A 25,691-nucleotide genomic window follows, 5' to 3' on the forward strand; every position below is an offset into this window, starting at 1 on the left:
GATCTCCGCCGTACCCTTGCAGAATGAGCCTGGTAGCCGGTCGCGGCCCACTCAGCGGCGACCCCGCCGGCCGATTCGCCCCTCCCATCCCGCACGACGTCGTCTACATCGAGCCACATCCGCGTCGGGTTCAGGCCCTGCACAACGGACGGATCGTCATCGATACCGAGAGCGCACTGATGGTGCACCGGCGCAGCCACCCGCTCAGTTATGTCTTCCCCGAAGGCGTAATCACCGGCCTCCCAACCGAACCCGAGCCGGAAGCGCCGGGATACGTCCACGTGCCCTGGACCGCGGTCGACGCCTGGTTCGAGGAGGGACGCAAACTCGTGCATTACCCGCCCAACCCGTATCACCGTGTCGACTGCCGGCCGACGCGCCGAAGGCTGCGAGTATCGCTTCACGGCACACTGCTGGTCGACACCGACGACACCACAATCGTCTTCGAAACCGCGCTCGAGCCAAGGCTTTACGTGGCTCCCCACCATGTGCGTACCGAGCTGCTACGCCGAACCGACACGTCGACGTACTGCAACTACAAGGGGTACGCGACGTATTGGGCGGCACTCGACGGCGACGAGGACATTGCCTGGACCTACGCCGAACCGTATCCCGAAAGCCAGCCAATAGCAGAGCATTTCAGCTTCGACCACGCCAAAGTTCAGGTCGAGGCCGAACTCCCGTAGGCCGGGCGGCCCAGCCGCAGTTCGTGCTGGGCGATCATGTTGCGGAAGACCTCCAGCGAACCGCCGTAAATGCCCATCGGCAGCGCCAACCGGAAAAGGTGCTCGGCCGAGCCGTCGTCGGCGGATCCCTCGGTATCCGTCGGCAACGCCGCCGCCGGCCCCAGCATGTCCATCAGGTCCGCCGAGATGTCGCGCATGGTCTGGCCGATCGCGACCCGTCCGAACATCCCAGGGCTGGACAACGCCGCTTCCGTCCGCGCGAAACTGCGCCCCAGGCGATACAACACCGACGAGTCGTCCACGTCCGCGACAGCGGCCACCCGGTCGACCGCTTCGGCCATCAACACGCCGTGACCCGCCATCGCCGCGACGTCCTGCAGCCCCTCGGCATCGGGTTCGGTCAACCCGTGCTCGGAATCCAATGCGGCACGCATCACCGTCCATCCGCCGTTGACCTCACCGATCCGGTACAGGTCTTCGACGCGCACGTTGCTGTAGAAAACGATATTCGTGCGGTCACCGTCGAGGGTACGAATGCCCTGAATCTCGATGCCCGGTGAATCCAGCGGCACCAGAAACATCGTCAGGTTCCGATGTTTCGGTCCCTGCGGATCGGTGTTGGTCAGCAGGAAGACGTACTTCGCGTTCTGCGCGTTCGAGGTGAACATCTTGGAGCCGTTAATGATCCAGCCGTCTGCGTCCCGTACCGCACGGGTCTTGCAGGTCGCGACGTCTGAGCCGCCTTCGGGTTCGGTGTAGCCGAGAGATAACCGCACCTCCCCGGACAGCACGCCCGGCAGCACCATCTCCACGAGCTCGGGCACCGCGAACTGCTGCACGAGATGCGCGACGACGGACGTCGTGCCCCAGTGATACCAGGGGGTATGAGCCCGCGCGATCTCCAGGTTGAAGATGCGACGACGGACGGCGCTGAACCCGCCGTCCGCTTCCGGCTTCCAGTCCGACACCAGGAAGCCGGCTTCGCCCAGCGCCAAATGCACGCGCTCGTCGAAGTTTTCACCCAAGTCGCGATTTCGCCGGCGCACCTCGTCGGTCACGTGCTCCGTGATGAACGCGCGCATCCGGTCATAGAAGGCCCGGTCGTCGTCCGACAACGGCACGACAGAGAAGTCCATTCAGATCACGTCGATCACCAGAGAACGGAACCGGTCCATCGTTTCCAGCGCATGCGCCAGGCTGTCACCGGGCAGATGCGCGGATACCCACGTAACGCCCAGTGCGGCAAGCTCTTCCAGACCATCCAGGTAGGCGTCGGCGTTGAAGTCGTCGCCGGCCGGATTGCCGCCCGCGAAGTTGCTGAAGGTGATGTCGACCGTCGACCAATCCTTACCCACCGCGTCGCAGCGCCTGCGGAGATCGCCGATTCCGGCGGCCAGTGACTCCATCGAGTCGATGACGGCGGTGCCGGCGGTGCGCGCCAGTCCGGCGGGGGCCGGGAAGGGACACCAGCCGTCTCCGTATTGCGCAACCCGTTGGCGGGCCGTTCCGGTATTGCCGCCGATCCAGATCGGCGGATGCGGCCGGCTCACCGGCAACGGGTGGGCGGTGATCCCGCGCGCGGTGAAATGCTGCCCCTCGAAGGAGATGTCGTCGGACGTCCAGATGGCCCGGATTGCCTGCAGCGATTCCTCGAACAACTCGGCACGCTTGTCGTAGTCCACGCCCAGAGCGGCGAATTCCCGCCGCAGATAACCCACGCCCACCGCAAGGGTGAACCGGCCATCGGACAGCAGATCGAGCGTCGCTCCGGATTTGGCCACCACGAACGGGTTTCGGTAGGGCAGCACCACGATGTTCGGAATAAGACGCAACGTGGAGGTTCGTGCTGCCGCAAAGCCAAGAGCCACAAACGGATCCAGTGCGTCGTGGCCGCCCGCCTCCAGCCAGCGCTGGGAAGGGGCCGGATGGTCGGTGAACCCGAACCCGTGGAACCCGGCCTTCTCCGCCGCCGCCGCCACCGTTGCGATGCCGTCTCCGCTGACCAGCTCCGGGTTGTACGGATGGCTGTGCATCGGATGAGTGATGGTGAAACGCACGGGAATTAGAACCGGGCCGCAGCGTTGATCGAGGTGTCACTGGTGCGCAGCGGGCGGATCAGCGCCTCCTGGGCGAAGGAACACAGCAGGTCGCCGTCTTCGGTATGCACGGTGCCGCGCACGTACGACATTCCCGCACCGACCTGCGTGCTCTCGTGGCTGTAGAGCAGCCAGTCGTCCCAGCGCACCGGCTCGTGGAACGACACGAAGATCGACATCGGCGCGGTCGACACCGTGAGGTGCGCTTGGGCAGTGCCGATACCGGGATGCGCCCGCATGGTGGTCGAAATGCCCAGGTGGCCGGTGAAATACGCGAGCAGTGCCTTCGCCAGATCGTCTCGCTCCGGGATGGGATCGTAGTGCAGCCATGCGTACAGTTCCGGCGGACCGACCTCGTCCGGGCTGTTCACATCGACCACGTCGACCAGGCGCAGTTCCCGACCGGCCATCGGCATCTCGACAACGTTGGCTTCTGCCGGCGACGCGACGTCAGGACGGGTCAGGTGATGACGGATGACGTCATCCGTCGGAACGTCGGTCAGCACCGTGACGCTCACACATCGCCTGCCGCCCTGCAACACCGAGATGATCGCCGTTGCGGTGGAGCGGCCTTCGTTGAGCACATCGAGGAGGAGTTCGATGGGCGGCCCCACCATCACCGCGCGGGCGAACACCGCGTGCGCCGAGCGCACGGACTTGCCCTCAAATCGCTTCGCGGCGGCCACAATCGCCTGAGCGACCACCTGCGTACCCTCCACCACCTGCCGGCCGTCCTGCCCGGCCAGCCCGGTGTCGGCGGTGAACCGATCTGGGCCCTCGGGCCGCACCTCGAAGAGATCCAGCAGGCTCTCCACCGACCACTGGACCTGTTCAGACTCTGTCGTCAACGCGCTCACCCCTTGTTCCGGCAGCTCACGGCTCAGCGTGACATTTCGTGCAAAATTTGTAAAGCTCGTACCGAGCCATGCCCGCGTTGACAGCGACGCCTGTGGTGCATGACACTTTGGCAGTGATTTGTAAAGGCTCGCTGGCGCCGACCCCGCTCGCCGACGGCTTTTGCTTCGGTGAGGGCCCGCGCTGGTTCGAGGGCCTGCTGTGGTTCTCCGACATGCTCGGCGAAGCCGTGCACACCTGCAACTTGCGCGGCTCGCTCACCACGCTGCCACTGCCGGGTCATACACCGTCAGGACTGGGTTTCCGTCCCGACGGATCGCTGCTCATCGTGTCCACCGAGGACAAGAAGGTGCTCCGGTACGACGGCGAGACCGTGGAGCCCGTTGCCGACCTGTCCGCCCTCGCACCCGCGAGCCTCGGCGACATGGTGATCGACAACCTCGGACGCGCCTACATCGGGTCCCAGGCGTTCGAGGGCGGCACCGTCATCCGGCTGGACACCGACAACAACGCGACCGTGGTGGCGACCGACCTCGACTTCCCCAACGGCATGGTCATCTCGCCGGGCGGCGATACCCTGATCGTCGCCGAGTCCACCGGCCGCCGACTCACCGCGTACACCGTCGACAAGGACGGCGGGCTCGCCGGCCGGCGCGTCTTCGCCGACGGCCTGGACGGCCCGCCCGACGGCATCGCGCTCGACGCCGAGGGCGGGGTGTGGGCGGCGATGACCCTGGCCCACCAGTTCGAGCGAATCACCGAGGGCGGCGACGTGACCGACCGGATAGACCTGGGCGACCGGGCAGCCATCGCCTGCACGCTCGGCGGTCCGGAGCGGCGCACCCTGTTTCTGCTGTCGAGCACCGATGCTTATCCCAAGCGACTGGTAGGCACCCGCTCGGCCAGGCTGGACGCGGTGCGGGTGGACATTCCGGGCGCCGGCCTGCCCTGACCGGAAAGGGGGATGATGACCGACTCGTACTACGAGCTGATCCAGGATATTCCAGACGCCGACGCGCAGGGCGAGAAATTCCGCGCCACCGACCTGGCCCGCGGCACCTGGTCGTCCTCGATCCAGCACGGTGCGCCGGTGTCGGCGTTGCTGACGCGTGCGCTGGAACGTTGTGAGCGGCGCGACGACACCCGGCTGAGCCGCGTGGTGATCGACCTGCTCGGCGCGGTCCCGGTGGAAGGGGACCTGTGGGTCCGTTCGAAGCTCGAACGCAGCGGCAGGCAGATCGAGTTGGTCACCGCCGAGATGCTGGCACTGGGACCCGACGGTGAACCGCGACCGGTGGCCCGGGCCAGTGGATGGCGGCTGCAGCACGTCGACACCGCGGCGGTCGCCCATGCGCCGATGCCGGCGCTACGCCCCCTGTCGGAGGCGCGGGACCGCAACCTGAAGGCAAGGAACTGGGACCGCAACTACGTCCACAGCCTGGAGTGGCTGTGGTTGACCGTTCCGATGACGCCGGGCCCGGGTGAATCGTGGATCAGGCCCGTCGCGGACCTGGTCGCCGGTGAAACCATGACGCCGCTGGAGCGCTTGTTCGCGGTGGCCGATTGCGCCAACGGCATCGGCAGCAAGCTGGACATCACCAAGTTCACCTTCGTCAACACCGATCTGGCCGTGCACGTCTTCCGGGTTCCCGACGGTGACTGGATCGGCATCCGTGCGGAAACCAGCTACGGCCCGGACGGCATCGGCACCACAATCGGAACACTGTTCGACCAGCAGGGTGCGGTCGGCGCCATCCAGCAGTCGGTGCTGGTGCGGCCCCGGCCGCCCAAGCGGAACCCGTTGGGAGAGAACGAGTCATGAGCCAGCCGTCGCCGGTGAGCGAAAGCATGGAGAACGACACCTCGACCCGCCAGCGGATCCTGGCCGCCACCGCGGAAGTACTGGCCCGCAGCGGCAAGACCAAACTCAGCCTGTCCGAGGTCTCAGCGCAGGCCGGGGTATCGCGCCCCACGCTCTACCGCTGGTTCGCCTCCAAGGAAGAGCTGATGTCGGCGTTCTCCAAATACGAGCGCGAGAATTTCGAGAAGGGGCTGGCGAAGGCGACGGCCGGGCTCAAGGGCGTCGAAAGGCTGGACGCGGCTTTGCGATTCATCGTCGACTATCAGTACTCGTACTCGGGCGTGCGCATGGTCGACATCGAGCCCGAGCATGTCCTGCCGCAGATGTCCGGCGTCATCCCGGAGATGCGGGAAGGGCTGCAACGTCTTCTGCCCGGGCCCAACGCCGCGGTGAAGGCCGCCACCGCGATCCGAATCGCCATCTCGCACTACGTCGTTCGCAGCGACGATGCCGACCAGTTCCTGGCCCAGCTGCGCCACGCCGTCGGCATCAAAGGAACTACCGACTGAACAGCACCGCCGCGTTGAGGTAGCCGGTCGGGTCCAGCGCCGCCTTCACGGCGCGCATCGCGGCGACATCGGCCTCCTGCCGGGACATCCCCAGGTAGGGCCTCTTCACTGTGCCGACACCGTGCTCAGAACTGACGTTGCCGCCGCAGCCGGAGATCAGCTCCATCATCTCGGCATACAGCGCCGGCTCGTGCTCCGCCGGGAAGCGCAGCACGTTCAGGTGCAGATTGCCCTCCCCCACATGGCCGAACAACACCGGCAGGGCCTCGGGCACGCGGTCACCGATCAACGTCACCGCGTCGCGGGCAAACCCGTCGACGGCCGGCAAGGGCAGCGACACATCGAATTTCAACGGCGGCCCGTACACGCCGAGCACCTCGTTCAGCGACTCACGCAGCCGCCACAACCGTTGTTGCGCAACAGTATCCACGCCAACCGCCGGTTCACCGCACATCTGCACACCATCCAGCAGCCCCGCCAGTCGCTGCGTCTGGTCGTGGTCCGCCGCCAGCTCCACCAGGAGCAGCCAGTCGCCGGCGACCGGCGCCCCGACCCCCAGCTGATCGCGCGTCAGCGCCGCGCCCCGGCCGTCGATCAACTCCAGCGCTGCGATCCCGTCCACTTCGGCGAACGCCCGGCCCGCCTCGACCAACGCCCCGAGCTCGGCGAACCCGCAGACCGCCGTCACCCGGTGCGACGGCGTCGGGTGCAGCCGCAGGTCCAGCGCGGTGATGACGCCCAGAGTGCCCTCGGCGCCGACGAACAGCGACGGCAGATCGTAGCCGGTGTTGTCGCTGCGCACCCGGCTGTGCCGGCGCAGCACCGAGCCGTCGGGCAGTGCCACGTCCAGGCCGATGACCTGCTCCCCCATGTTCCCGTACCGGACGGTGCGCAGGCCGCCGGCGTTGGTGGAGGCCATGCCGCCGATAGTCGCGCTGTCGCGGGCGGCCAGGTCGACGCCGAACACCAGGCCCGCCGCCGCGGCGACACCCTGCACCGTCGCCAGCGTGGCCCCGGCGCCGGCCGACACCCGGCGCTCGACCGCATCGACTTCGCCGACAGCACAGAGCCTTTCGGTGGACAGCAGCACGTCGTCGTGCTCTGGCACCGTGCCGGCCACCAGCGAGGTGCGACCGCCCTGGACCGTGACGTGCGCGCCGGCATCGCGGCACACCCGGAGCACCGCGGCGACCTCGTCTGCCGATCCCGGACGGACCAGCGCGCTGGCCTTGCCGCGATACCGGCCGGTGTGGTCGACGCTGCGGCCCGCCAGGACGTCGGGGTCGGTGACGACCTGATTCGAGCCCACCACCTCGGTCAGGAGGACGGTCAGGCTCGACGGCATGCTCAGAACTGCTTGTGCGGAACGTCGGTCACCAGACCGCCGTCCATGATGAACTCGCTGCCGGTGGCGTAGGACGCTTCGTCGCTGGCGAGGAACACGACGAACGTCGCGACTTCGCGCGCCTCGGCCGGCCGGCCCAACGGAATGGTGACCATGTCCTCGGGCAGGTGCGCGGTCATCGGGGTGCGGATGAAGCCGGGGTGCACCGAATTCACCCGGATGTTCAACGGCGCCAGTTCCAGGGCTGCGGATTTGGTGATACCGCGCACCGCCCACTTCGACGCGACGTAGGGATGCACCATTGGCGCGCCGCGGATCCCTTCGATCGAAGAGATGTTGATGATGGAACCGCCGCCGGCCTCGGTCATCGGGTCGACCACCGAACGCATGCCCAGGAAGGTGCCGGTCAGGTTGACGTCGAGCACCTGCTGCCACTTGTCCATCCGGAATTCGCGCAGCGGCCCGGCCGCGACGATGCCGGCGTTGTTGACCAGCACGTCGAGCTTGCCGAACTCACCGACAGCAGTGGCGACCGCGGCTTCCCACTGGTCGAGTTGCGTCACGTCGAGATGGACATAGCGTGCCGCATCACCCAATTCAGAGGCCAGCGCTTTGCCCTCGTCGTCGCGGATGTCACCGATCACCACCTTGGCGCCTTCGGTGACCAGCAGCCGCGCATCCTCGGCGCCCATTCCCCGGGCCCCGCCGCTGATCAGCGCGACCTTGCCTTCGACCCGTCCCGGTCGTTCCATCGCAGCCGGTTCCTTTCCCTAGACCACTAGTTGGGTGTGAAGAGTCCTTTTCCGGTGACTAACGGCAGGTCCAGCGTGCTCCTGATGCCGGGCGGCGCCGCGATCACATCCGGAATGGAATTGACGATGCGGCCGGCGGCACCGGCGATCGCCGCATGGTTGTGATCACCCTTGCGGCTGGTGGGCACAATGTCCACGGCGTAAGACGGCTCCCCGGTGATCTCCACCCGGTAGGAACCGGTTCCCGCCGCGGGCTGACGCAGGTCGGGGCGCAGATCGGGACGCAAACGGGTGATGTGCTCGATGACGATCGCCGGGCGGCCGTTGACCATCCCACGGATCTCGAACTGCAGCACGGCCAGGGTGCCCTTCGCCACGCGCCCGACCGCGATGTCGAAGTCTTCGGGAGCGGGCTCACGCTGGTAAGACTCGGTGATCTCGTCGACCTCGATGCCCAGGCCGGCCGCCAGCTGACGGATCGCCGTCCCCCACGCGATACTCAGCACACCCGGCTGCAGCAACATCGGAATCTCGTCCAGCGGACGGGCGAACCCCATGTAGTGCATGACCTCGGCGCCGTTGTAACTCGCGTAATCGTGTATCTCCATGCACCGCACCGCTTCGATGCGCTGGCAGGTGCCGGCGAGCGCGAAGGGGATCAGGTCGTTGATGAAACCGGGGTCGACGCCGGTGATAAAGATGCTCGAATTCCCTTGCTGTGCAGCAGCTTCCACGCGCCCGATGTACTTCTCCGGTATCACGCCCCACGGATACTGCAACAGCCCCGGCGAGGAACCCACGACATTGACACCGGCGGCCAGGATCCGCATCACGTCGGCCATGGCGTCGGGCAACCGGGTGTCGCCCATCGCGCAGTAGACGATGCAGTCGGACTGCTCGGCGAGCAGCGCGTCGAGGTTGTTCACGGCCAGCACGCCGGTCTCGACGCCCGCGTCCAGACCGACCCCGCACAATTCGCCGGCGTCGCGTCCCACCTTCTCCGGCGTGGACACGCACACTCCGGTGAGTTCGAATGCCGGGTTGGTGATGAGCTGGGCCAGAGCGAGGCCGCCGACATTTCCGGTGCCCACATGGGCGACGCGAATCGCCATGAGTGTCCTCCGTCCCCACAACGCTGTAGCTTTTCTAGACAGTAGTCCATAATTTTTCGGGCCTTTCGGCGGCACTATTGTTGCGCTATGCCGCCGCGCGAAGACGTCTCGTTCACCTCCGGCTCAGACCGGATCAGCGCCTGGCTGTACCGACCCGAGATCCCGGGCCCGGTGCCACTGCTGGTGATGGCACACGGCCTGGGCGCGGTGCGCACGATGCGACTCGACGCGTACGCCGAGCGGTTCGCCGCGGCCGGTTACGCCTGCCTGGTCTTCGACTACCGCAACTTCGGCGACAGCGAAGGCCGGCCGCGCCAGCTCCTCGACGTCAACCTGCAGCTCGCCGACTGGGCGGCGGCCGTCGACTTCGCGCACACCCTGCCCGGAATAGATCCGGATCGAATTGCGCTGTGGGGCACATCTTTCGGGGGCGGCCACGTCATCGCGTCAGCGGCCCGGCTGCCCGGTGTCGCCGCGGCGGTGGCACAGTGCCCGTTCACCGACGGCCTGGCGTCCATCAAAGCGATCAACCCCGTGACCGCCGCCCGGGTCACCGCGCTGGCGATACGCGACCTGCTCGGTGCCCGCCGGGGCAAGCCTCCGGTCATGATTCCGACCGCAGGCATGCCGGGCGAGGTCGCCGTGATGACCGCCCCCGATGCCTATTCGGGCTACCTGAGACTGGTGCCCGAGGGCGTGGAGTTGCGCAACGAGATCGCCGCCCGCATCGGGTTGAAGGTGCTTTTCTACCGGCCCGGCCGCAGCGCCGCCAAAATTCCGTGTCCAATCCTGTTCTGCGTGTGCCAAACCGATTCGGTCGCACCGGCGGGGCCGACGCTGCGTTATGCCGCCAGGGCACCGCGCGGCGAAGTCAAGATCTACCCCGAAGGCCATTTCGCCATCTATGTCGACGATGCATTCGAGCGCGTGATCGCCGACCAGATCGCCTTTCTCGACAAACACCTGCAAACCGTCGGCAATTAACTGCCGAAACGCCGGAATTCCCGCGCGCACAGTTCTACTCTCTGGTTCATACCTAACCCGCAGTTGCGGGTAGTGCGCGCCGGGCCGGGACGGGGACCGGTCAATGGGAAGGACGGGGAGATGTCGTACCTGCTCACTGCCCCTGAGACACTCGCGGCGGCGGCGACCGACGTGGACGGGATCGCCGCGGCGATCCACGCCGCCAACGCCGCCGCGGCTGGTCGGACCTCAGGACTGCTGGCTGCCGCAGGTGACGAAGTCTCGGCCGCGATCGCGGACCTGTTCAGCGCGTACGGCGACGAATACCAGGCGGTTATCAAGCAGGCCTCGCTGTTCCAGGATGAATTCACCAGAGCCCTGTCGAACGCCGCGAGCGCCTACACCCAGGCCGAAGCGCTGAACGGCGCGCTGCTCAACGGCATGCAGTCGCTGCTGACGCAACCCCCGACCGCCGCCGCGGCGGCGACGCTGACGCCCCCGATCACCGCACTGATCATGGGCGGCACCAACAATCCGATTCCCAACGCCAAATACCTCACCAATGTCTTCAACCGGTACATCAAGCCGCTGTACCCGGGGGCCAATCCCCTCGTGCTGCCAACTCCCGAGCAGTTCTGGCCCGTCACTCCGGACCTGGGCAATATGACGTACAACCAATCGGTCGCCAAAGGCGTGTCGATACTGAACAACGCGATCAATGCGCAGCTCGCCGCCGGCAATGACGTCATCACGTTCGGCTACTCGCAGAGCGCCTCGATAGTCAACAACCAGATACTCAACCTGATGGCGGCCGGCTCACCGCACGTCAACGACCTGTCGTTCATTTTGGCCGCCGCCGGCAATAACCCCAATGGGGGCCTGCTGTCCCGCTTCCCCGGTTTCTACATTCCGTTCCTGGACGTGCCGTTCAATGGTGCGCTGCCGGCCGGCAACCCCTACGAGACCTACGTCTACACCGCGCAGTACGACGGCGTCGCGCACACTCCGCAATACCCGCTCAACATCCTCGCCGACATCAACGCCGTCATGGGTTACTTCTACGTGCACGGCAATTACCCGTTGACCTCGGCGGCCGACATGGCGAATGCGGTTCTGTTGCCCACGTCGCCGGGGTACGCCGGCAACACGCAGTACTACATGTTCCTGACGCAGGACCTACCGCTTTTGCAGCCCATCCGGGATATTCCGTACGCCGGTCCGGTGCTGGCCGACCTCATACAGCCCCAGTTGCGAGTCATGGTCGACCTCGGGTACTCCGACTACGGATACGCCGATCTACCCACTCCGGCAGGGCTGATCAACATCCCCAACCCCTTCAATGTCGCCTATTACCTGGCCAAGGGCACCTTGCTGGCGCCGTATGGTGCGGCGGTGGAGATAGGCGTGCAGGCCGGTCTGTGGGGACCCGAGTACTTCCCGAACGAGTATCCCTGGGTTCCGTCGATCAACCCAGGGCTGAATTTCTACCTCGGCCCGCAGCTCAGCCAACCGCCGGTAACCGCACTGTCCCTGCTCAGCGGTACTCTCGGGGACGTGCTGGAAATCCTCGGCTGACCGGATCGCGCCGAACTTCCTGCCCATCAAGCGGGCCCATAGCAAGATCGCAGCATGAACCTGTCGACCGCGCCCAGTTTTCTAGCGTCGGCCGCTGCGGACCTGGGTCGCATCGGCACGACCGTGGAAAACGCTTGTTCCGCGGCGACCGTCCGGACCTCCGGGCTCATGCCGGCCGCCGGCGACGAGGTATCGGCGGCCATTGCCGGTGTGTTCAGCGCGCACGGGGACCAGTACCGCTGGGCCGCAAGCCGCGTTGCCAAGTTTCACAGCGAGTTCACCAGGGCCCTGGCTGACGCTGCCACCAATTACGTGCAGGCCGAGTGGCGCAACGCCGCCCTCCTGAGCAACGCGACCCAGGGCACCTCCGGCGCCGGAGCGGGCGCGCTGACCATCGCGCCGTCGCCGCTGCTGGCAAACCCGATCACGGCACTGATCATGAGTGGCACCAGCAATCCGACACCGTCGCTGAAGTACATCAACGAGATCAACACCAAATACATTCAGCCGTCTTTCGCGGGTGCGATCCCGCAAGGCCTTACGACGCCCGAGCAACTGTGGCCGTTGACGCCGAGAATTGGTGACCTGACGTTCAACCAATCGGTGGCCCAAGGCGTGACGATTCTCGACAACGCGATCAAAGCAGAACTGCTCGGCGGCAACGATGTGGTGGCGTTCGGTTTTTCACAGAGCGCGTCGATCGTCCACAACGAGATCGTCAACATGATGGCCGCGGGAGCGCCGCATCCCAACGATCTGGCCTTCATGATGATCGGCTCACCCAACAATCCCGGCGGCGGAATCCTCGCCCGCTTCCCCGGCTTCTACATCCCGGTCATGGATGTGTCGTTCACCGGTGCGACGCCCGCGAACACTCCCTACGAGACGACCATCTACACGGCCCAGTACGACGGTGTCGCTCATGTTCCGCAGTACCCGCTCAACGTGCTGGCCGACCTCAACGCGATGATGGGCTACTTCTACGTGCACAACGTCTACCCGACGGTCACGCCGGCCGAATTGGCCAACGCGGTACCGTTGCCGACCTCACCGGGGTACACCGGCCACACCCAGTACTACATGCTCTTGACGCAGGATCTGCCCTTGGTGCAGCCCATCCGCGACATCCCCTACGTCGGTCCGCCGCTGGCCAATTTGATCCAACCGCAACTGCGGGTTCTGGTGGATCTGGGTTACGCCGACTACGGGGTGGGCGCCAACTACGCCGACATACCGACCCCGGCCGGATTGCTTTCGGTTCCCAACCCATTCACCGTCTCCTACTACCTGCTCAAGGGAGCGGTGCAGGGACCGTACGGCGCTGTGGTGTCGATCGGCGAGGAAGTCGGTTTCTGGGGGCCGCAGTACTATCCCGACAGCTATCCGTGGGTGCCATCGGTCAATCCGGGCCTCAACGTCTTCATCGGCCAACCACAGGTGACCGCGCTGTCCTTGCTCAGCGGCGCGCTGGGGGATGTCTTCCGCACCATCCCGCCGATCTTCAACTAACCCGTCAGGGTCCCAGCGGCGCGGTGGTGCGGATCGCCTCGTCGCGGATCAGTCCGCGCAGTAGCGCGGTGCTGAACTCCGCGGCGATCTCCTTGGCGGAGCGCCGGCCGCTCGGCCGCAGCCACCGGTAGCTGCCCAGGGTCATCCCGATATAGCCCAGCGCCACCACGTGCGAGTCGCACTCGTAGAACTCGCCGCTGGCGATGCCCCGGTCGATCAGACCGTGCACGTGCTCGTAGACCTGCGCTTCCTTCTCGCGGACCTCGGCCACCTGCTCGGTGGTGAACCACTCGGTGATGTAGGGCTGCTCCTGGAAGTAGACGGCGGCGCGCTCGGGATTGCCCGCGATGCCGGTGAGCAGCCGGACGGTGTACTGGTACAGCGCTTCGCGGGCGGTCCAGGACGGGTCGTCGTGGACAGCGGCCAGCGTCCCCTCGGCCGCCTGGCGGTAGATGTCGAACAGGATCAGCGCTTTGCTCGCGTAGTAGTGGTAGACCGTGGCCTTGTTCAGCCCGATCACGTCGGCGACGTCGTCCATCCGGGTGCCGTGATAGCCACGGGCGGCGAACAGCTTGGTGGCGACGGCCAGCAACTCCTCACGGCGGGTCAGGCCACTTCCGGATGCCATCTCTACTCACCCTCGTCACTGCCGGTATGGGGCCCGGACGACCCCCCACACGACTGATTATCAATCAACTAGTTGGACAGTTTAGGCAGGACCGCGCCTGTCGCAGCGACGCGGATAGGACTAGACTCGCGAAACAGACGCAATGGGGGAGTCGATCAGCAGTCGAGAGGTGGAGTGATGGACCCGAGTCCTGACTACGACGGAAGCGACGAGATCGAGTTTTTCTTCAGCTATCTCACCTGGGGTCTGCGCGGCGTTGAGTCCGGAAACGGTTACCCGCCGCCCAGCTACCCGCCGGTCTAGCCGCCGGTCACCACAGCGGAAAATCCACGCCCTGCTCCGACGCGGGGCGTGGCCCGAATAGCCTGCGATCGGATTCGGCGATCGCCACATCATTGATGCTGGCTTCGCGGCGCGCCATCAGCCCGTCCGCGGTGAATTCCCACAACTCGTTGCCGTAACTGCGGTACCACTGACCATTCGCGTCGTGGCACTCGTATTGGAAACGCACCGCGATGCGGTTGTTCTGGAAACTCCACAGCCCCTTGCGTAGCGAATAGTCGAGTTCGCGTTGCCACTTGCGGGTCAGGAAGGCGACGATCTGCGGCCGCCCGACAATGTGCTCGTCGCGGTTTCGCCACTGCGAGTCGACCGTGTAGGCCAGGCTGACCCGCTCCGGATCGCAGGTGTTCCAGGCGTCTTCGGCGGCCTGAACTTTCTGCAGCGCCGTCTCGAGGGTGAACGGTGGAAACGGGGGGCGGGCTTGCGTCATACCGGGTGTCCTATCGTGGCGGTCATGGACTTCGCAATGTCGGCCAAAGCCAGTGATTACCACAAACGACTGTCCGACTTCATGACCGAACATGTCTTTCCCGCAGAGGCGGACTACGACAAGCACCGCCACGAGGCCGGGCCGAACGACTTCAGCGTGCCACCGGTCATCGAGGAATTGAAAGTCAAGGCCAAAGAACGCGGGCTGTGGAACCTATTCCTGCCCGCCGAGTCGGGGCTGACCAACCTGGAATACGCGCCGCTGGCCGAGTTGACCGGCTGGAGCCTCGAGATCGCCCCCGAAGCTCTGAACTGCGCGGCGCCCGACACCGGCAACATGGAGACCCTGCACCTGTTCGCCACCGAGCCGCAGCGTAAGCAGTGGCTGGAACCCCTGCTCAACGGCGAGATCCGCAGCGCGTTCTCGATGACCGAGCCGGCGGTGGCCAGCAGCGACGCGCGCAACATCGAGACCTCGATCGTGCGTGACGGTGCCGACTACGTGATCAATGGCCGCAAGTGGTGGACGTCGGGCGCAGCCGATCCGCGCTGCAAGATCCTGATCGTGATGGGCCGCACCAATCCCGACGCGGCCAGCCACCAGCAGCAGTCGATGATCCTGGTGCCGATGGACACCCCGGGTGTGACGGTGGTGCGGTCCACCCCGGTCTTCGGCTGGCAGGACCAGCACGGCCACTGCGAGATCGTCTACGACAACGTCCGGGTGCCGGCGACCAACCTGCTCGGCGAGGAGGGCGCCGGTTTCGCGATCGCCCAGGCGCGGCTGGGACCGGGCCGCATCCACCACTGCATGCGGGCGCTGGGCGGGGCCGAGCGCGCGCTCGCCTTGATGGTCAACCGGGCCAACAAGCGGATCGCGTTCGGCCGCCCGCTGGCCGACCAGGGCCTGGTGCAACAAGCGGTTGCCAAGTCCCGCAACGAGATTGACCAAGCCCGGCTGCTGTGCGAGAAAGCGGCGTGGACCATCGACAAGCACGGCAACAAAGCCGCGCACCTGCTGGTCTCGCAGATCAAGGCAGTAGCGCCGCAAGTGGCCTGCGACGTCATCGACCGCGCCATCCAGGTGCACGGTGGGGCGGGAGTCAGCGACGACACCGTGTTGGCCCGGCTCTACGGCTGGCACCGCGCGATGCGAATCTTCGACGGCCCCGACGAGGTGCACATGCGCACCATCGCGCGCACCGAGCTGGGCCGCGAGCAGTCCGCGCTCGCGGTGGCGGTCACCAGTCGTGGCTGAAACATCGCGGGAACTGTCCGGCGCGTGGAACTTTCGCGACGTCTCGGATGCGACGGCCAGTCTCCGCCCGGGCCGGCTGTTCAGATCCAGCGAACTGAGCGGCCTGGACGACGCCGGCCGGGCGGTGTTGCGCAGCTTGGGAATCACCGACGTCGCCGACCTGCGCTCCACCCGCGAGGTCACCCGGCGCGGCCCGGGCCGGGTGCCCGACGGCGTCGACATCCACCTGCTGCCGTTCCCCGATCTCGCCGACGACCAGTCGGGCACCGACGATGAAGCGCCGCACGAGAGCGCGTTCAAACGGTTGATGACCGAGGGCGACGCCGACGACTCCGATGAGGCCATCGAAGCGAACGCGGTGCGCTACATGACCGAGGAGTACCGCGAATTCCCTACGCGCAACGGCGCCCAACGCGCGGTGCACCGGGTGTTCACGTTGCTGGCCGCCGGCCGGCCGGTTCTCACCCATTGCTTCGCCGGCAAGGACCGCACCGGTTTCGTGGTCGCGACGGTCCTGGAAGCGGCCGGGCTGGATCGCGACGTCATCATCGACGATTACCTGCGCAGCAACGAAGCCGTACCGCAGCTGCGCCAGCAGATCACCGAGATGATCGCGCAACGCTCAGACGTCGAACTGACGCCCGAGGTGATCACCTTCACCAAGGCCCGACTGTCCGACGGAGTTCTCGGCGTCCGTGCCGAATACCTATGGGCGGCATGGCAAACGATCGACGAGTCGTTCGGATCGCTGGACGCCTACCTGCGCGACTCGGGCATCACCGAGACCGACGTGGCGCGGCTGCGGGACGCACTCCTGGGCTGAACGACGCGTCTATGAGTCAGGCCAAAGGCCAGACACCGTCCCCGAATCGCTCTACCCTCACGTGAGTGTCTTACGTATTGACGCAGCCGGCCGCGTTGGCAGCGGCAGCGACGGAGTTGTCCGGTCTCGGCACGGCGATTGGTGAGGCTGCCGCGGCCGCAGCAGCTCCCACGACGGGACTCATGAGCGCGGCCGCCGATGAGGTATCGGCGGCAATCGCCAACTTCTTCGGGCTGTACGGCTGGGAATTCCAGACGGCCAGTGCGAGGCTCGGGACCCTGTATCAGGGGTTGGTGCAGAACCTCACCTCCACGGTCGACTACTACGTCAACGCCGAGGCCATCAACACCGCTCAGCTTCGGCAAAGCGTGACAAGCGGGCTCTACCGACCCACCTCGCCGCCGGTATTCCCGCCATTCACCGGGGTGACTACCGCGATTGCCATGGGCGGCACCGGAACTCCGATTCCCGGACCCACGTACCTCAACGCCGTCAACCAACTCTTCATCCAGCCCAATTCGCCTGGCGCCATTCTGACGTCGCTGGTCACCCCCGAGCAGCTGTATCCGATCACCGGTGTGCGATCACTGATCTTCGCCAGCTCCGTTCAGCAGGGCCTGCAGATACTCGACACCGCGGTGTGGGACCAGCTCAACGCCGGCAACCATGTCACCGTCTTCGGCTACTCGCAGAGTGCAGTCATCTCGTCGCTGCTGATGGGGCACTACGCGTCCCTCGGGCCCAATGCGCCGCTGCCCAGTCAGCTCAGTTTCGTACTGACCGGCAACGAGATGAACCCCAATGGCGGCATCCTGGCCCGCATACCCGGCCTGGACATTTCGACCGTCGGCCTGCCGTTCTACGGCGCGATGCCCAACACCCCTTATCCGACAACCACTTACACGCTCCAATACGACGGCTTCGCCGACTTCCCGCGGTATCCGCTCAACATCGTGTCGGACATCAACGCCGTCTTCGGCATCATCACGGTCCACACCACCTACGCGGACCTCACGCCGGCTCAGGTCCAGTCGGCCACGCTGTTGCCCACCACGGGAGCGACGACCAACAAGTGGTACATGATCGACCATCCCAACCTGCCGCTGCTGGATCCGGTGCGGGCCATCCCCGTTATCGGGGAACCGATTGCGGCACTGGTGCAGCCGAACCTCAAGGTGATCGTCAACCTCGGCTATGGCGACCCGAACTTCGGCTACTCCACCAGCCCGGCCGACGTCCCGACGCCGTTCGGCCTGTTCCCCGAAGTCCCGCCGGGGGTTATTGTCGACGCCTTCGCCAGGGGCACCCAGCAGGGCATCAACGATTTCCTCGCCGTCACGCCGCGGGCGCTGACGACGGCGCCGGTCATCGCACCGCCCGGGTTCCCGCCGCTGATTCAGGCCTACCTGGCACCGCCACCGCAGGTGCTGCCGCCGACACCGGTCAACATCGCCAACACGTTCGCGTCAGTGGTCTCCACCGGCTACTCGGTGCTGCTGCCGACGGCAGACCTGCTGACCGCCTTCGCGACCACCATGCCCGCCTACGACTTGACGCTGTTCCTGAGCCAACTGGCGCAGGGCAACCTCCGGAGCGCGATCGAACTGCCACTCGCGGCCACCGCGGGACTGGCGGCGCTGGGCGGCATGATCGAGTTCATCGCGGTCGTGGAGGCCGCCGCGGACATCGTCCAGGACTTGCAGAGCATCGGCCTGTAGCTCATAAAGAATTCACAAAATCTCCAAATATATTGGCACCGGCGCTATTACACCATTGTCAAAGAGTCCGAATTCCGGACAACCATAGCTGCGCTGTCCTAACCTGAATTCGGGAACTGACCAAGATTCACCCTTGGTCACAGGGGGATGGGGTGGGCAATCATGTCTTTTCTGGCTGAGCCGGGAATCATATCGTCGGTCGTGGCGGATATCGGGGGCATAGGTTCCGCGGTGAGCGCGGCGTCCGCCGCCGCGGCGGCACCGACCTCCGGCCTGTTGGCCGCGGCGGCCGACGAGGTATCTGAGGCCGTCGCGAATTTCTTCGGCTCGTACGGCCAGGAGTTCCAGGCTGTCGTCGGCCAGGTCGAGGCGTATCACGCGCAGTTCCAACAGAACCTGGCCGCGGCGGCGAACGCTTACGTCAACACCGAGGCCGCAAGCGCGGCCACATTACAGGGGCTGCTGGGCCTGCCCCCTGCTGCCGCGTTCACCCCACCGCCGCCCGCGTTCCCGGTCACCAATCCGCCATTCAGCACATTTCCGACCGCGGTGTTCATCGGCCCCACCGGGGTCCCGATACCGCCACCGGAATATGCCACGCTGGCGAATCTCCTGTACGTGCATGCCAACAACCCGAACCAGGCACTGCCGATCCTGTATACGCCCGAAGAGCTGTACCCGATCACCGGCGTCAAGAGCCTGACGCTGAACCAATCCGTTTCCGAGGGCCTGACAATTCTCGGAAACTATGTTCAGAATCAAATAGCAAACGGTCCCTTGACCGTTTTCGGCTACTCCCAGAGCGCGATCATCTCGTCGCTGTACATGCAACAGCTGGCGTCCCAGGGTTTTCCGATTTCACCGGCGGACCTCAACTTCGTGCTGGTCGGCAACGAGATGAACCCCAACGGCGGCATGCTGGCACGTTTCCCGAACCTGACGCTGCCGACGCTGGGTCTCGACTTCTACGGAGCGACCCCGTCCAACACGCCCTACGACGTGGCCATCTACACGCAGGAGTACGACGGCTTCGCCGACTTCCCGCGGTACCCGCTCAACTTCATCTCCGATCTCAACGCGGTGTTCGGCATCGCCACGGTGCATACGAAATACCTGAGTCTTACTACCGCCCAAGTCAATAGCGCCGTTCAGCTGCCCACGTCCCCGGGCTATTACGAAAACGGCGGCAAGACGTATTACTACATGATCCCCACCGAGGAACTGCCGCTACTCACGCCACTGCGTGCCATACCGGTGATCGGCAACCCGCTGGCCGCCCTCATCGAACCCAACCTGGAAGTGATCGTGAATCTGGGTTACGGCGATCCCTACCACGGTTATTCGACGAGTTACGCCGACGTGCAGACGCCGTTCGGCTTGTTCCCGGACGTGAGCCCGGGCACCGTCGCCGAGGCCTTGGCGGCCGGAACGCAGCAGGGCATCCATGATTTCAGCGCCGAACTGCAGGCGCTGGCCGCGCAGCCGCTCACGTTGCCCACGTTCGTGCCGCCGCAACCGACGGACATCCTCGCGACACTGGCCGCACTGCCGTCGCCGGAGAAGATCGTGAACACCGCGGCCACGGTCATCTCGACGGACTACGCCGTGCTCCTGCCCGCGGCCGACACCGCTCTCGCGTTCGCCACCTCGTTGCCTCTGTACGACTCGCAGCTTTTCCTGAGCCAACTCGCGCAGGGCAACCTCATCAACGCGATCGGCTACCCCATTGCGGCGGACGTCGGCCTGGCCACGATCGCCGGCATCGTCCAGTTCCTGGTCATCTCGAAGGCGATCTCACAGAACATCAGCGATATTCGGGCTCTCATCCCCTGACGCCCGGCGCTCGCTGATGGCGCGAAAACGCGGACAGAGTCAGCGGCTTCGTCATACGCTGGCGGCCAATCTGACCGAGACCACCGCCTTCGACGGGGGAAGAGACGCCAATGACGAATCTGCTCGTCGCGCCTGAGTTCATCACGACGGCAGTCACCGACATTGCGAACATCGGTTCGACGGTCAGTGCGGCAAGCGCAGCCGCCGCAGCGCCGACGACCGGCCTGCTGGCCGCGGCCGCCGATGAGGTGTCGGCGGCGATCGCGAATTTCTTCGGCACGCACGGGCAGGAGTTCCAGTCGTTCGTCGGACAGGTCGAAGCATTTCAATCCTCGTTCCGGCAGACCCTTGCCGAGGCTGCCAACGCCTACGTGCAGACCGAAATCGCCAGCGCCGCGGCAATTCCGCCCTTCCCGGCGAATCTGACCTCGTTGTTCGTCGGGCCGACCGGTGTGCCCATCCCGTCGGAGGCCTACGTCCTCAAGGCGAACGAACTGTATGTCCGCTCCCTCAACACTTTGCAGGCGCTCTACACCCCCGAGAACCTGTATCCGATCACCGGCGTGAAGAGCATGACGCTGAACCAGTCGGTGGTCGAGGGCCTGACGATCATGGACAACGCGATCACCAGTCAGCTGGCCATCCCGGGGAACAGCCTCACCATTTTCGGCTACTCCCAGAGCGCCATCATCGCCTCGCTGGAGATGCAGAAGCTGGCGGCGATGGGCTCGCCCTATGTGGGCCAGCTCAACTTCGTCCTCGTCGGCAACGAGATGAACCCCAACGGCGGAATGCTGGCGCGGTTCCCGGGCCTGACGCTGCCGACGCTGGGGCTGTCGTTCTACGGTGCCACGCCGTCGGACACGCTGTACCCGACGGCCATCTACACGCAGGAGTATGACGGGTTCGCCGACTTCCCGCGGTATCCGATCAATTTCATCTCCGACCTCAACGCGGTGATGGGCATCGCCACCGTGCACGTGAAGTACCTGGACCTCACCCCGGCGCAGGTCGACAACGCCATCAAGCTCACGACGTCACCGGGCTACACCGGCGTGACCGATTACTACATGATCCCCACCAAGAACCTGCCCCTGCTGGCACCGCTACGCCTGACCTCCGTCATCGGCAATCCGCTCGCCGCCCTCATCGAGCCGAATCTGAGGGTGATCGTGAACCTGGGCTACGGCGACCCGTACCACGGCTACTCGACCAGCCCCGCGGACATCCGGACGCCGTTCGGTTTGTTCCCCGATGTCAGCCCGGGCACCGTCGTCGAGGCGCTGGCCGCCGGAACGCAACAGGGCATCCACGACTTCACCGCCGAGCTGCAGGCGCTGGCCGCACAGCCGATCACCTTCCCCTCCTTCGCCCCGCCACAACCGGCAGACCTGATGGCGACGCTGGCCGCGCTGCCCTCCCCGGAGAAGATCGTGAACACGATCGCCACCGTCATCTCGACCGACTACGCCGTGCTGTTGCCGACCGCCGATACCGCCCTCGCTTTCGCGACCACCATGCCGCTCTACGACACACAACTCTTCTGGAGCCAGCTGCTGCAGGGCAACCTCATCAACGCCATCGGGTATCCGATCGCTGCCAACGTCGGGCTGGCCACCATCGCGGGCATCGTGGAATTCCTGGTCATCGCGAAGGCGCTGTCGGAGAACATCAAGGACATCAGCGCCCTGATTCCGTGACATTCTGGCCGAATGACGTAAACGCCAGACAGTTTCGGAACGTGCCCTTACGCTTGCGCGAAAGCTTTGCGGGGTCGTGGGGAGAGGAACTGCGCTGATGTCGTTATTGCTGGCGGAGCCACAGGCGATGGTGGCTGCTGCCGCCGACATCGAAGGGATCGGGGCGACACTGAGCGCGGCCAGCATGGCCGCGGCGGCGCCGACGTCGAACGTGCTGGCCGCGGCCGGTGACGAGGTGTCGGCGGCCATCGCAAACCTGTTCGGCACCTTCGGGCGCGAATACCAGGACGTCGTAACGCAATTCGAGGCGTTCCACAACGAGTTCCAGCGCACTCTGGCTGCCGCGGGTTCGGCCTACGTACAGGCCGAGGCCGCCGCTGCCTCAGCCCTGGGCGCAGCGTTCGCGCCGCCGGCCCAGGCGGCGACCGCGGCCGCGATCCCGTGGGTGCCCAACGACATCTCGTTGATCCTGAGCGGCACCGGCGTTCCGATCGTCACCGCCGACTTCATCCAGAAGGCGAGCAAATACGTCGGAGGACCGACCATCTTCCAAGGGCTGAACACCCCGGAAGAGCTCTACCCGCTGACCGGCGTCCGCAGCATGTACTTCAACAAATCGGTCCAGATCGGACTGACCACCCTGGACAACGCGGTTTACCAACAGATCACCGGCGGAAACTCCGTCACCGTTTTCGGCGTTTCACAGAGCGCGGTCATCTCGTCGCTGTACATGCGCAATCTCGCGGCCGGTTTGTCGAATTTCGGCGCCACCCCTCCTCCGGCGAACATGCTGAATTTCGTCTTGACCGGTAACGAGATGAACCCCAACGGCGGTCTGCTGTCCCGATTCCCGGGTCTGGTCATGTCGAGCCTGGGGCTGGAGTTCTACGGATCCACGCCGTCGGACACCATTTATCCGGTCCGCAATTACACGCTCGAATACGACGGCTTCGCCGACTTCCCCCGATACCCGCTCAATCTCATCTCCGACCTGAACGCGGTAGCGGGCATCGTCTACGTCCACCCGCAGTACGTGAACCTGACCCAGGCTCAGATCGATGCCGCCATTCCGCTGCAGACGTCGCCGGGCTACAACGGCAACAGCCAGTACTTCATCCTGCCGACCCAGCAACTGCCGCTGTTGCAGCCGCTGCGCGCCATCCCGGTCATCGGAAATCCGCTTGCCAACCTGGTCGAGCCGAACATGCGCGTGCTGGTGAACCTCGGCTATGGCGACCCGAACTACGGGTACTCCACGAGTCCCGCCGATGTCCCCACACCGTTCGGCCTGTTCCCCGAAGTCGCGCCGGGCACCGTGTTCGACGCGCTGGCGACCGGCACCCAACAGGGCATCAACCACTTCAGCGCCGACCTGCAGGCGATGGCCAGCCAACCGGTCACTGCGCCGACATTCGCACTGCCCTCGCCGACCGAGATCGGGGCCAGGGTGGCCGCGCTGCCGACACCACAGGAGATCGCCAACACGGTGGGATCGATCGCCTCGACCAACTACGCCGTCCTGCTGCCCACCGCGGATATCGCCACGTCGGTGCTGACCTCGCTGCCGGCCTACAACGCGGCGCTGTTCACCGAGCAACTGGCGCAGGGCAATCTGATCAACGCGATCGGACTCCCGATCGCCGCCGACGTCGGCCTGGCCACGGTGGCCGGTGCGGTCGAGTTCCTGGTGCTCACCGAGGCGGTCGTGAACACCCTCAAGGATATTCAGTCGCTGGTCGCATGAGACTGACCGTCCCAAAAAATATTTAGCTCAGAAAAGCAGTATGCGCGCGGCGTGACCGTTCTACTCTGACACGTGGAATTACCCTGGCCGTGAAGGGAATTAGCCGATGTCGTATTTGACGACGCAACCGCAACTACTGAGCTCTGCCGCCGAGAACCTCGCCGGCATCCGGACCGCCCTCACCGAGGCCAGCGCTGCGGCCGCCGGTCCGACCACCGGTCTGGCCGCCGCCGCGGCCGACGAGATCTCGGCCGCCGCGGCGCAGCTGTTCGGGACGTTCGGTCAGGAGTACCAGCAGGTCATCGGTCAAGCGGCGCTGTTCCACGAAGAGTTCAACCGTGCCCTGGCGGCGGCGAGCCTCACCTATGCCGAAGCGGAGATCGCCAACGCGGCCCAGGTCCTGGGCGGGGCTGGCGGATTCGGCGCGGCCGCGTCACCGATCGAGGCGCTGCTCGCTCCGGTGCTGGCTCCGCTGCAGCCGCTGCTCGCGCCGGTCCAGTCGCTGTTCGCGCCACTGCTCGCACCTGCCACGAGCGGCGGCGGCACGATCATTCCCTCGGTTCCTATTTCGCCGACCGGGCCCTACAACGTCGCGTTGATCATGGCGGGCAGCGGCACACCCATACCGCCGCCGTCGTATCTGACCGACATCCGGCCCTGGATCACATCCGCCTTCAACGTGCTCAACCCCACGTCGATCCCGCTGAACACTCCCGAGGGCCTGTATCCGCTGACGGCGATCAAGGACCTGACGCTCCAGGTTTCCGTCGACCGCGGCGTGACCATCCTGGATAACGCGCTGTTCGGACCGACCGGGCTGATCACCGCTGGACAGAAGGTCGCCGTTCTCGGGTACTCGCAGAGTGCGGTCATCTCTTCACTGGAGCTGCGCAACCTCATCGCGGCGGGCAGCCCCAACACCGCCGACCTCAGCTTCACGCTGCTGGGCAACCCGATGAACCCGAACGGCGGCCTGCTAGCGCGCTTCCCCGGTCTTTCCCTGCCGGCAATCGGCCTGGATTTCTATGGCGCCCAGCCGAGTGGCTCCGGCTACCCGGTCAACACCTTCACGCTGCAGTACGACGGGTACGCCGACTTCCCCAAGTACCCGATCAACTTCCTGGCAGACCTCAACGCGTTCCTGGGCATCCAGACCGTTCACGGCACATACCCCAACCTGGACCCGAACGCGCTGCCTCCCGGCTACAACCTCGTTCAGCTGCCGGTCTCCCCCGGCAACAACGGCCTCGACAACTACTACATGATCACCCAGCCGGGTCTGCCGCTGCTGTCACCGATCAAGGGCATCCCGGTAATCGGGGCACCCCTGGCCGCCTTGCTCGAACCGAACCTGACCTACCTGGTCAACTGGGGCTACGGCGACCCGCACTACGGATACAACACCGGTTATGCCGACGTGCCCACGCCTTTCGAAGTGCTCCCGCCCATCCCGACCAACTTCTTCGGTGACCAGATCTACCTCGCCGGACAGGGAGTCAACGGGTTCACGAAGGCCATCGGCGCCACGGCGCTGCCATCGGCGGCCAGCCTGGCCGACCTGCTGCCGGCCGGCGGCGGCACCGGACTGTCACTGCCGTTCTCGTTGCCCAGCGCGACCGCCTCGCCGGTCAACAGCTTCTTCGACGCGCTGAAGTCGGCGAACACCAACATCACCACGGCAATCACCAGCGCGGCCGCCGACACCTACGCCGTGGCACTGCCGACGGCGGACATCATCAACACGCTGGTGACCACGGTCCCGTCCTACGACCTGAACCTGTTCCTGGACGGCATCCAGCAGGCGTTCAACGGCGATCCGGCGGGATTGTTCAACGCGATCGGTAAGCCGATCGCCGCGAATGTTGCGGTCGGAACTCTCGCCGGTGGTTTCGAGTTCATCGTGCTGCTCGACGCGTTCCAGAATGTGCTCGGCGACCTCGCTGGCGCCTGAGT

Annotated in this window: 23 protein-coding genes; 15 read left to right on the forward strand and 8 right to left on the reverse strand. The window is 65.5% G+C overall.

The window, feature by feature from the left end:
* Nucleotides 1-23 precede the first annotated feature (23 nt).
* On the forward strand, nucleotides 24-686 hold the full coding sequence (locus tag QXK92_RS17570; RefSeq protein ID WP_306243278.1) for a DUF427 domain-containing protein: 663 nt from the start codon (nucleotides 24-26) through the stop codon (nucleotides 684-686).
* On the opposite strand, the gene QXK92_RS17575 is transcribed toward QXK92_RS17570, so the two are convergent.
* The 3 genes from QXK92_RS17575 to QXK92_RS17585 are packed head-to-tail and all read right to left on the reverse strand — an operon-like array spanning nucleotide 662 to nucleotide 3,639.
* Nucleotides 662-1,822: an acyl-CoA dehydrogenase family protein gene (locus QXK92_RS17575; RefSeq protein ID WP_306243279.1), complete on the reverse strand. Its 1,161-nt coding sequence runs from the start codon at nucleotides 1,820-1,822 to the stop codon at nucleotides 662-664. The two genes, QXK92_RS17570 and QXK92_RS17575, sit on opposite strands and share 25 nt — an antisense overlap.
* Nucleotides 1,823-2,743, reverse strand: coding sequence for an LLM class F420-dependent oxidoreductase (locus QXK92_RS17580; protein WP_306243280.1), 921 nt, complete (start codon nucleotides 2,741-2,743; stop codon nucleotides 1,823-1,825).
* A 5-nt stretch (nucleotides 2,744-2,748) separates the two neighbouring features.
* A complete protein-coding gene (locus QXK92_RS17585; RefSeq protein ID WP_306243282.1) occupies nucleotides 2,749-3,639 on the reverse strand; it encodes an acyl-CoA thioesterase II in 891 nt (296 codons plus the stop codon).
* Nucleotides 3,640-3,770: 131 nt separating this feature from the next.
* Here QXK92_RS17585 and QXK92_RS17590 point away from each other — a divergent pair, with 131 nt between their 5' ends.
* The 3 genes from QXK92_RS17590 to QXK92_RS17600 are packed head-to-tail and all read left to right on the forward strand — an operon-like array spanning nucleotide 3,771 to nucleotide 6,007.
* Nucleotides 3,771-4,589 (forward strand): SMP-30/gluconolactonase/LRE family protein, encoded by an 819-nt coding sequence (locus QXK92_RS17590; protein ID WP_306244506.1) that lies wholly within the window; start codon nucleotides 3,771-3,773, stop codon nucleotides 4,587-4,589.
* Between the two features lie 15 nt (nucleotides 4,590-4,604).
* Nucleotides 4,605-5,459, forward strand: a complete 855-nt coding sequence (locus QXK92_RS17595; RefSeq protein ID WP_306243284.1) for a thioesterase family protein — start codon at nucleotides 4,605-4,607, stop codon at nucleotides 5,457-5,459.
* Nucleotides 5,456-6,007 carry a TetR/AcrR family transcriptional regulator gene (locus QXK92_RS17600; protein ID WP_306243286.1) on the forward strand — a complete coding sequence of 184 codons (552 nt, stop codon included), beginning with the start codon at nucleotides 5,456-5,458 and terminating at the stop codon, nucleotides 6,005-6,007. Before QXK92_RS17595 ends, QXK92_RS17600 begins: the two co-directional genes overlap by 4 nt.
* Here the strand turns inward: QXK92_RS17600 and QXK92_RS17605 are convergent.
* Genes QXK92_RS17605 through QXK92_RS17615 form a run of 3 tightly spaced genes read right to left on the reverse strand, consistent with a single transcriptional unit; the run spans nucleotide 5,997 to nucleotide 9,216 of the window.
* Entirely contained in the window at nucleotides 5,997-7,352 is a 1,356-nt protein-coding gene (locus QXK92_RS17605; protein ID WP_306243288.1) for an FAD-binding oxidoreductase, read from the reverse strand. The genes QXK92_RS17600 and QXK92_RS17605 overlap by 11 nt on opposite strands.
* A 2-nt stretch (nucleotides 7,353-7,354) precedes the next feature.
* Nucleotides 7,355-8,104, reverse strand: a complete 750-nt coding sequence (locus QXK92_RS17610) for a glucose 1-dehydrogenase (protein ID WP_306243290.1) — start codon at nucleotides 8,102-8,104, stop codon at nucleotides 7,355-7,357.
* A gap of 26 nt (nucleotides 8,105-8,130) precedes the next feature.
* The gene (locus QXK92_RS17615) at nucleotides 8,131-9,216 is read right to left on the reverse strand and encodes a diacylglycerol kinase (RefSeq protein WP_306243292.1); all 1,086 of its coding nucleotides are present in this window, start codon (nucleotides 9,214-9,216) and stop codon (nucleotides 8,131-8,133) included.
* 87 nt (nucleotides 9,217-9,303) lie between these two features.
* On the opposite strand from QXK92_RS17615, the gene QXK92_RS17620 reads away from it, so the two are divergent.
* From QXK92_RS17620 to QXK92_RS17630, 3 genes are all read left to right on the forward strand, one after another.
* Nucleotides 9,304-10,200: an alpha/beta hydrolase gene (locus QXK92_RS17620; RefSeq protein ID WP_306243294.1), complete on the forward strand. Its 897-nt coding sequence runs from the start codon at nucleotides 9,304-9,306 to the stop codon at nucleotides 10,198-10,200.
* Nucleotides 10,201-10,320: 120 nt separating this feature from the next.
* Nucleotides 10,321-11,754, forward strand: coding sequence for a PE-PPE domain-containing protein (locus tag QXK92_RS17625; protein WP_306243296.1), 1,434 nt, complete (start codon nucleotides 10,321-10,323; stop codon nucleotides 11,752-11,754).
* 54 nt (nucleotides 11,755-11,808) lie between these two features.
* Nucleotides 11,809-13,263, forward strand: coding sequence for a PE-PPE domain-containing protein (locus QXK92_RS17630; RefSeq protein ID WP_306243298.1), 1,455 nt, complete (start codon nucleotides 11,809-11,811; stop codon nucleotides 13,261-13,263).
* Between the two features lie 4 nt (nucleotides 13,264-13,267).
* On the opposite strand, the gene QXK92_RS17635 is transcribed toward QXK92_RS17630, so the two are convergent.
* Nucleotides 13,268-13,891, reverse strand: a complete 624-nt coding sequence (locus QXK92_RS17635) for a TetR/AcrR family transcriptional regulator (protein ID WP_306243299.1) — start codon at nucleotides 13,889-13,891, stop codon at nucleotides 13,268-13,270.
* 174 nt (nucleotides 13,892-14,065) lie between these two features.
* Here QXK92_RS17635 and QXK92_RS17640 point away from each other — a divergent pair, with 174 nt between their 5' ends.
* The gene (locus tag QXK92_RS17640) at nucleotides 14,066-14,194 is read left to right on the forward strand and encodes a hypothetical protein (RefSeq protein WP_197419735.1); all 129 of its coding nucleotides are present in this window, start codon (nucleotides 14,066-14,068) and stop codon (nucleotides 14,192-14,194) included.
* Between the two features lie 7 nt (nucleotides 14,195-14,201).
* Here the strand turns inward: QXK92_RS17640 and QXK92_RS17645 are convergent, their stop codons facing one another.
* Nucleotides 14,202-14,663 (reverse strand): nuclear transport factor 2 family protein, encoded by a 462-nt coding sequence (locus tag QXK92_RS17645; protein WP_306243301.1) that lies wholly within the window; start codon nucleotides 14,661-14,663, stop codon nucleotides 14,202-14,204.
* Between the two features lie 36 nt (nucleotides 14,664-14,699).
* On the opposite strand from QXK92_RS17645, the gene QXK92_RS17650 reads away from it, so the two are divergent.
* The 7 genes from QXK92_RS17650 (at nucleotide 14,700) to QXK92_RS17680 (ending at nucleotide 25,689) form a co-directional block, all read left to right on the forward strand.
* Nucleotides 14,700-15,920, forward strand: a complete 1,221-nt coding sequence (locus QXK92_RS17650; protein ID WP_306244507.1) for an acyl-CoA dehydrogenase family protein — start codon at nucleotides 14,700-14,702, stop codon at nucleotides 15,918-15,920.
* Complete coding sequence (locus QXK92_RS17655) at nucleotides 15,913-16,743, forward strand: tyrosine-protein phosphatase (RefSeq protein WP_306243303.1); 831 nt, start codon at nucleotides 15,913-15,915, stop codon at nucleotides 16,741-16,743. The genes QXK92_RS17650 and QXK92_RS17655 overlap by 8 nt, the downstream gene beginning before the upstream one ends.
* A gap of 65 nt (nucleotides 16,744-16,808) precedes the next feature.
* A complete protein-coding gene (locus tag QXK92_RS17660; protein WP_306243305.1) occupies nucleotides 16,809-18,461 on the forward strand; it encodes a PE-PPE domain-containing protein in 1,653 nt (550 codons plus the stop codon).
* A gap of 162 nt (nucleotides 18,462-18,623) precedes the next feature.
* A complete protein-coding gene (locus QXK92_RS17665; RefSeq protein WP_306243307.1) occupies nucleotides 18,624-20,294 on the forward strand; it encodes a PE-PPE domain-containing protein in 1,671 nt (556 codons plus the stop codon).
* 110 nt (nucleotides 20,295-20,404) lie between these two features.
* Nucleotides 20,405-21,994, forward strand: coding sequence for a PE-PPE domain-containing protein (locus QXK92_RS17670; protein WP_306243309.1), 1,590 nt, complete (start codon nucleotides 20,405-20,407; stop codon nucleotides 21,992-21,994).
* A 97-nt stretch (nucleotides 21,995-22,091) separates the two neighbouring features.
* Nucleotides 22,092-23,738 (forward strand): PE-PPE domain-containing protein, encoded by a 1,647-nt coding sequence (locus QXK92_RS17675; protein WP_306243311.1) that lies wholly within the window; start codon nucleotides 22,092-22,094, stop codon nucleotides 23,736-23,738.
* A 106-nt stretch (nucleotides 23,739-23,844) separates the two neighbouring features.
* Nucleotides 23,845-25,689 carry a PE-PPE domain-containing protein gene (locus QXK92_RS17680; RefSeq protein ID WP_306243313.1) on the forward strand — a complete coding sequence of 615 codons (1,845 nt, stop codon included), beginning with the start codon at nucleotides 23,845-23,847 and terminating at the stop codon, nucleotides 25,687-25,689.
* Nucleotides 25,690-25,691: the final 2 nt, after the last annotated feature.

The sequence above is a fragment of the Mycobacterium sp. TY815 genome (assembly GCF_030755135.1).
In the GTDB taxonomy this organism is placed as follows: Bacteria; Actinomycetota; Actinomycetes; order Mycobacteriales; family Mycobacteriaceae; genus Mycobacterium.

Coding starts and splice junctions, on each gene's coding strand:
- QXK92_RS17620 (WP_306243294.1), top strand. CDS start 9,304: ATGCCGCCGCGCGAAGACGTCTCGTTCACCTCCGGCTCAGACCGGATC.
- QXK92_RS17675 (WP_306243311.1), top strand. CDS start 22,092: ATGTCGTTATTGCTGGCGGAGCCACAGGCGATGGTGGCTGCTGCCGCC.
- QXK92_RS17670 (WP_306243309.1), top strand. CDS start 20,405: ATGACGAATCTGCTCGTCGCGCCTGAGTTCATCACGACGGCAGTCACC.
- QXK92_RS17600 (WP_306243286.1), top strand. CDS start 5,456: ATGAGCCAGCCGTCGCCGGTGAGCGAAAGCATGGAGAACGACACCTCG.
- QXK92_RS17610 (WP_306243290.1), bottom strand. CDS start 8,104: ATGGAACGACCGGGACGGGTCGAAGGCAAGGTCGCGCTGATCAGCGGC.
- QXK92_RS17625 (WP_306243296.1), top strand. CDS start 10,321: ATGTCGTACCTGCTCACTGCCCCTGAGACACTCGCGGCGGCGGCGACC.
- QXK92_RS17630 (WP_306243298.1), top strand. CDS start 11,809: ATGAACCTGTCGACCGCGCCCAGTTTTCTAGCGTCGGCCGCTGCGGAC.
- QXK92_RS17570 (WP_306243278.1), top strand. CDS start 24: ATGAGCCTGGTAGCCGGTCGCGGCCCACTCAGCGGCGACCCCGCCGGC.
- QXK92_RS17645 (WP_306243301.1), bottom strand. CDS start 14,663: ATGACGCAAGCCCGCCCCCCGTTTCCACCGTTCACCCTCGAGACGGCG.
- QXK92_RS17680 (WP_306243313.1), top strand. CDS start 23,845: ATGTCGTATTTGACGACGCAACCGCAACTACTGAGCTCTGCCGCCGAG.
- QXK92_RS17615 (WP_306243292.1), bottom strand. CDS start 9,216: ATGGCGATTCGCGTCGCCCATGTGGGCACCGGAAATGTCGGCGGCCTC.
- QXK92_RS17635 (WP_306243299.1), bottom strand. CDS start 13,891: ATGGCATCCGGAAGTGGCCTGACCCGCCGTGAGGAGTTGCTGGCCGTC.
- QXK92_RS17665 (WP_306243307.1), top strand. CDS start 18,624: ATGTCTTTTCTGGCTGAGCCGGGAATCATATCGTCGGTCGTGGCGGAT.
- QXK92_RS17575 (WP_306243279.1), bottom strand. CDS start 1,822: ATGGACTTCTCTGTCGTGCCGTTGTCGGACGACGACCGGGCCTTCTAT.
- QXK92_RS17605 (WP_306243288.1), bottom strand. CDS start 7,352: ATGCCGTCGAGCCTGACCGTCCTCCTGACCGAGGTGGTGGGCTCGAAT.
- QXK92_RS17650 (WP_306244507.1), top strand. CDS start 14,700: ATGTCGGCCAAAGCCAGTGATTACCACAAACGACTGTCCGACTTCATG.
- QXK92_RS17595 (WP_306243284.1), top strand. CDS start 4,605: ATGACCGACTCGTACTACGAGCTGATCCAGGATATTCCAGACGCCGAC.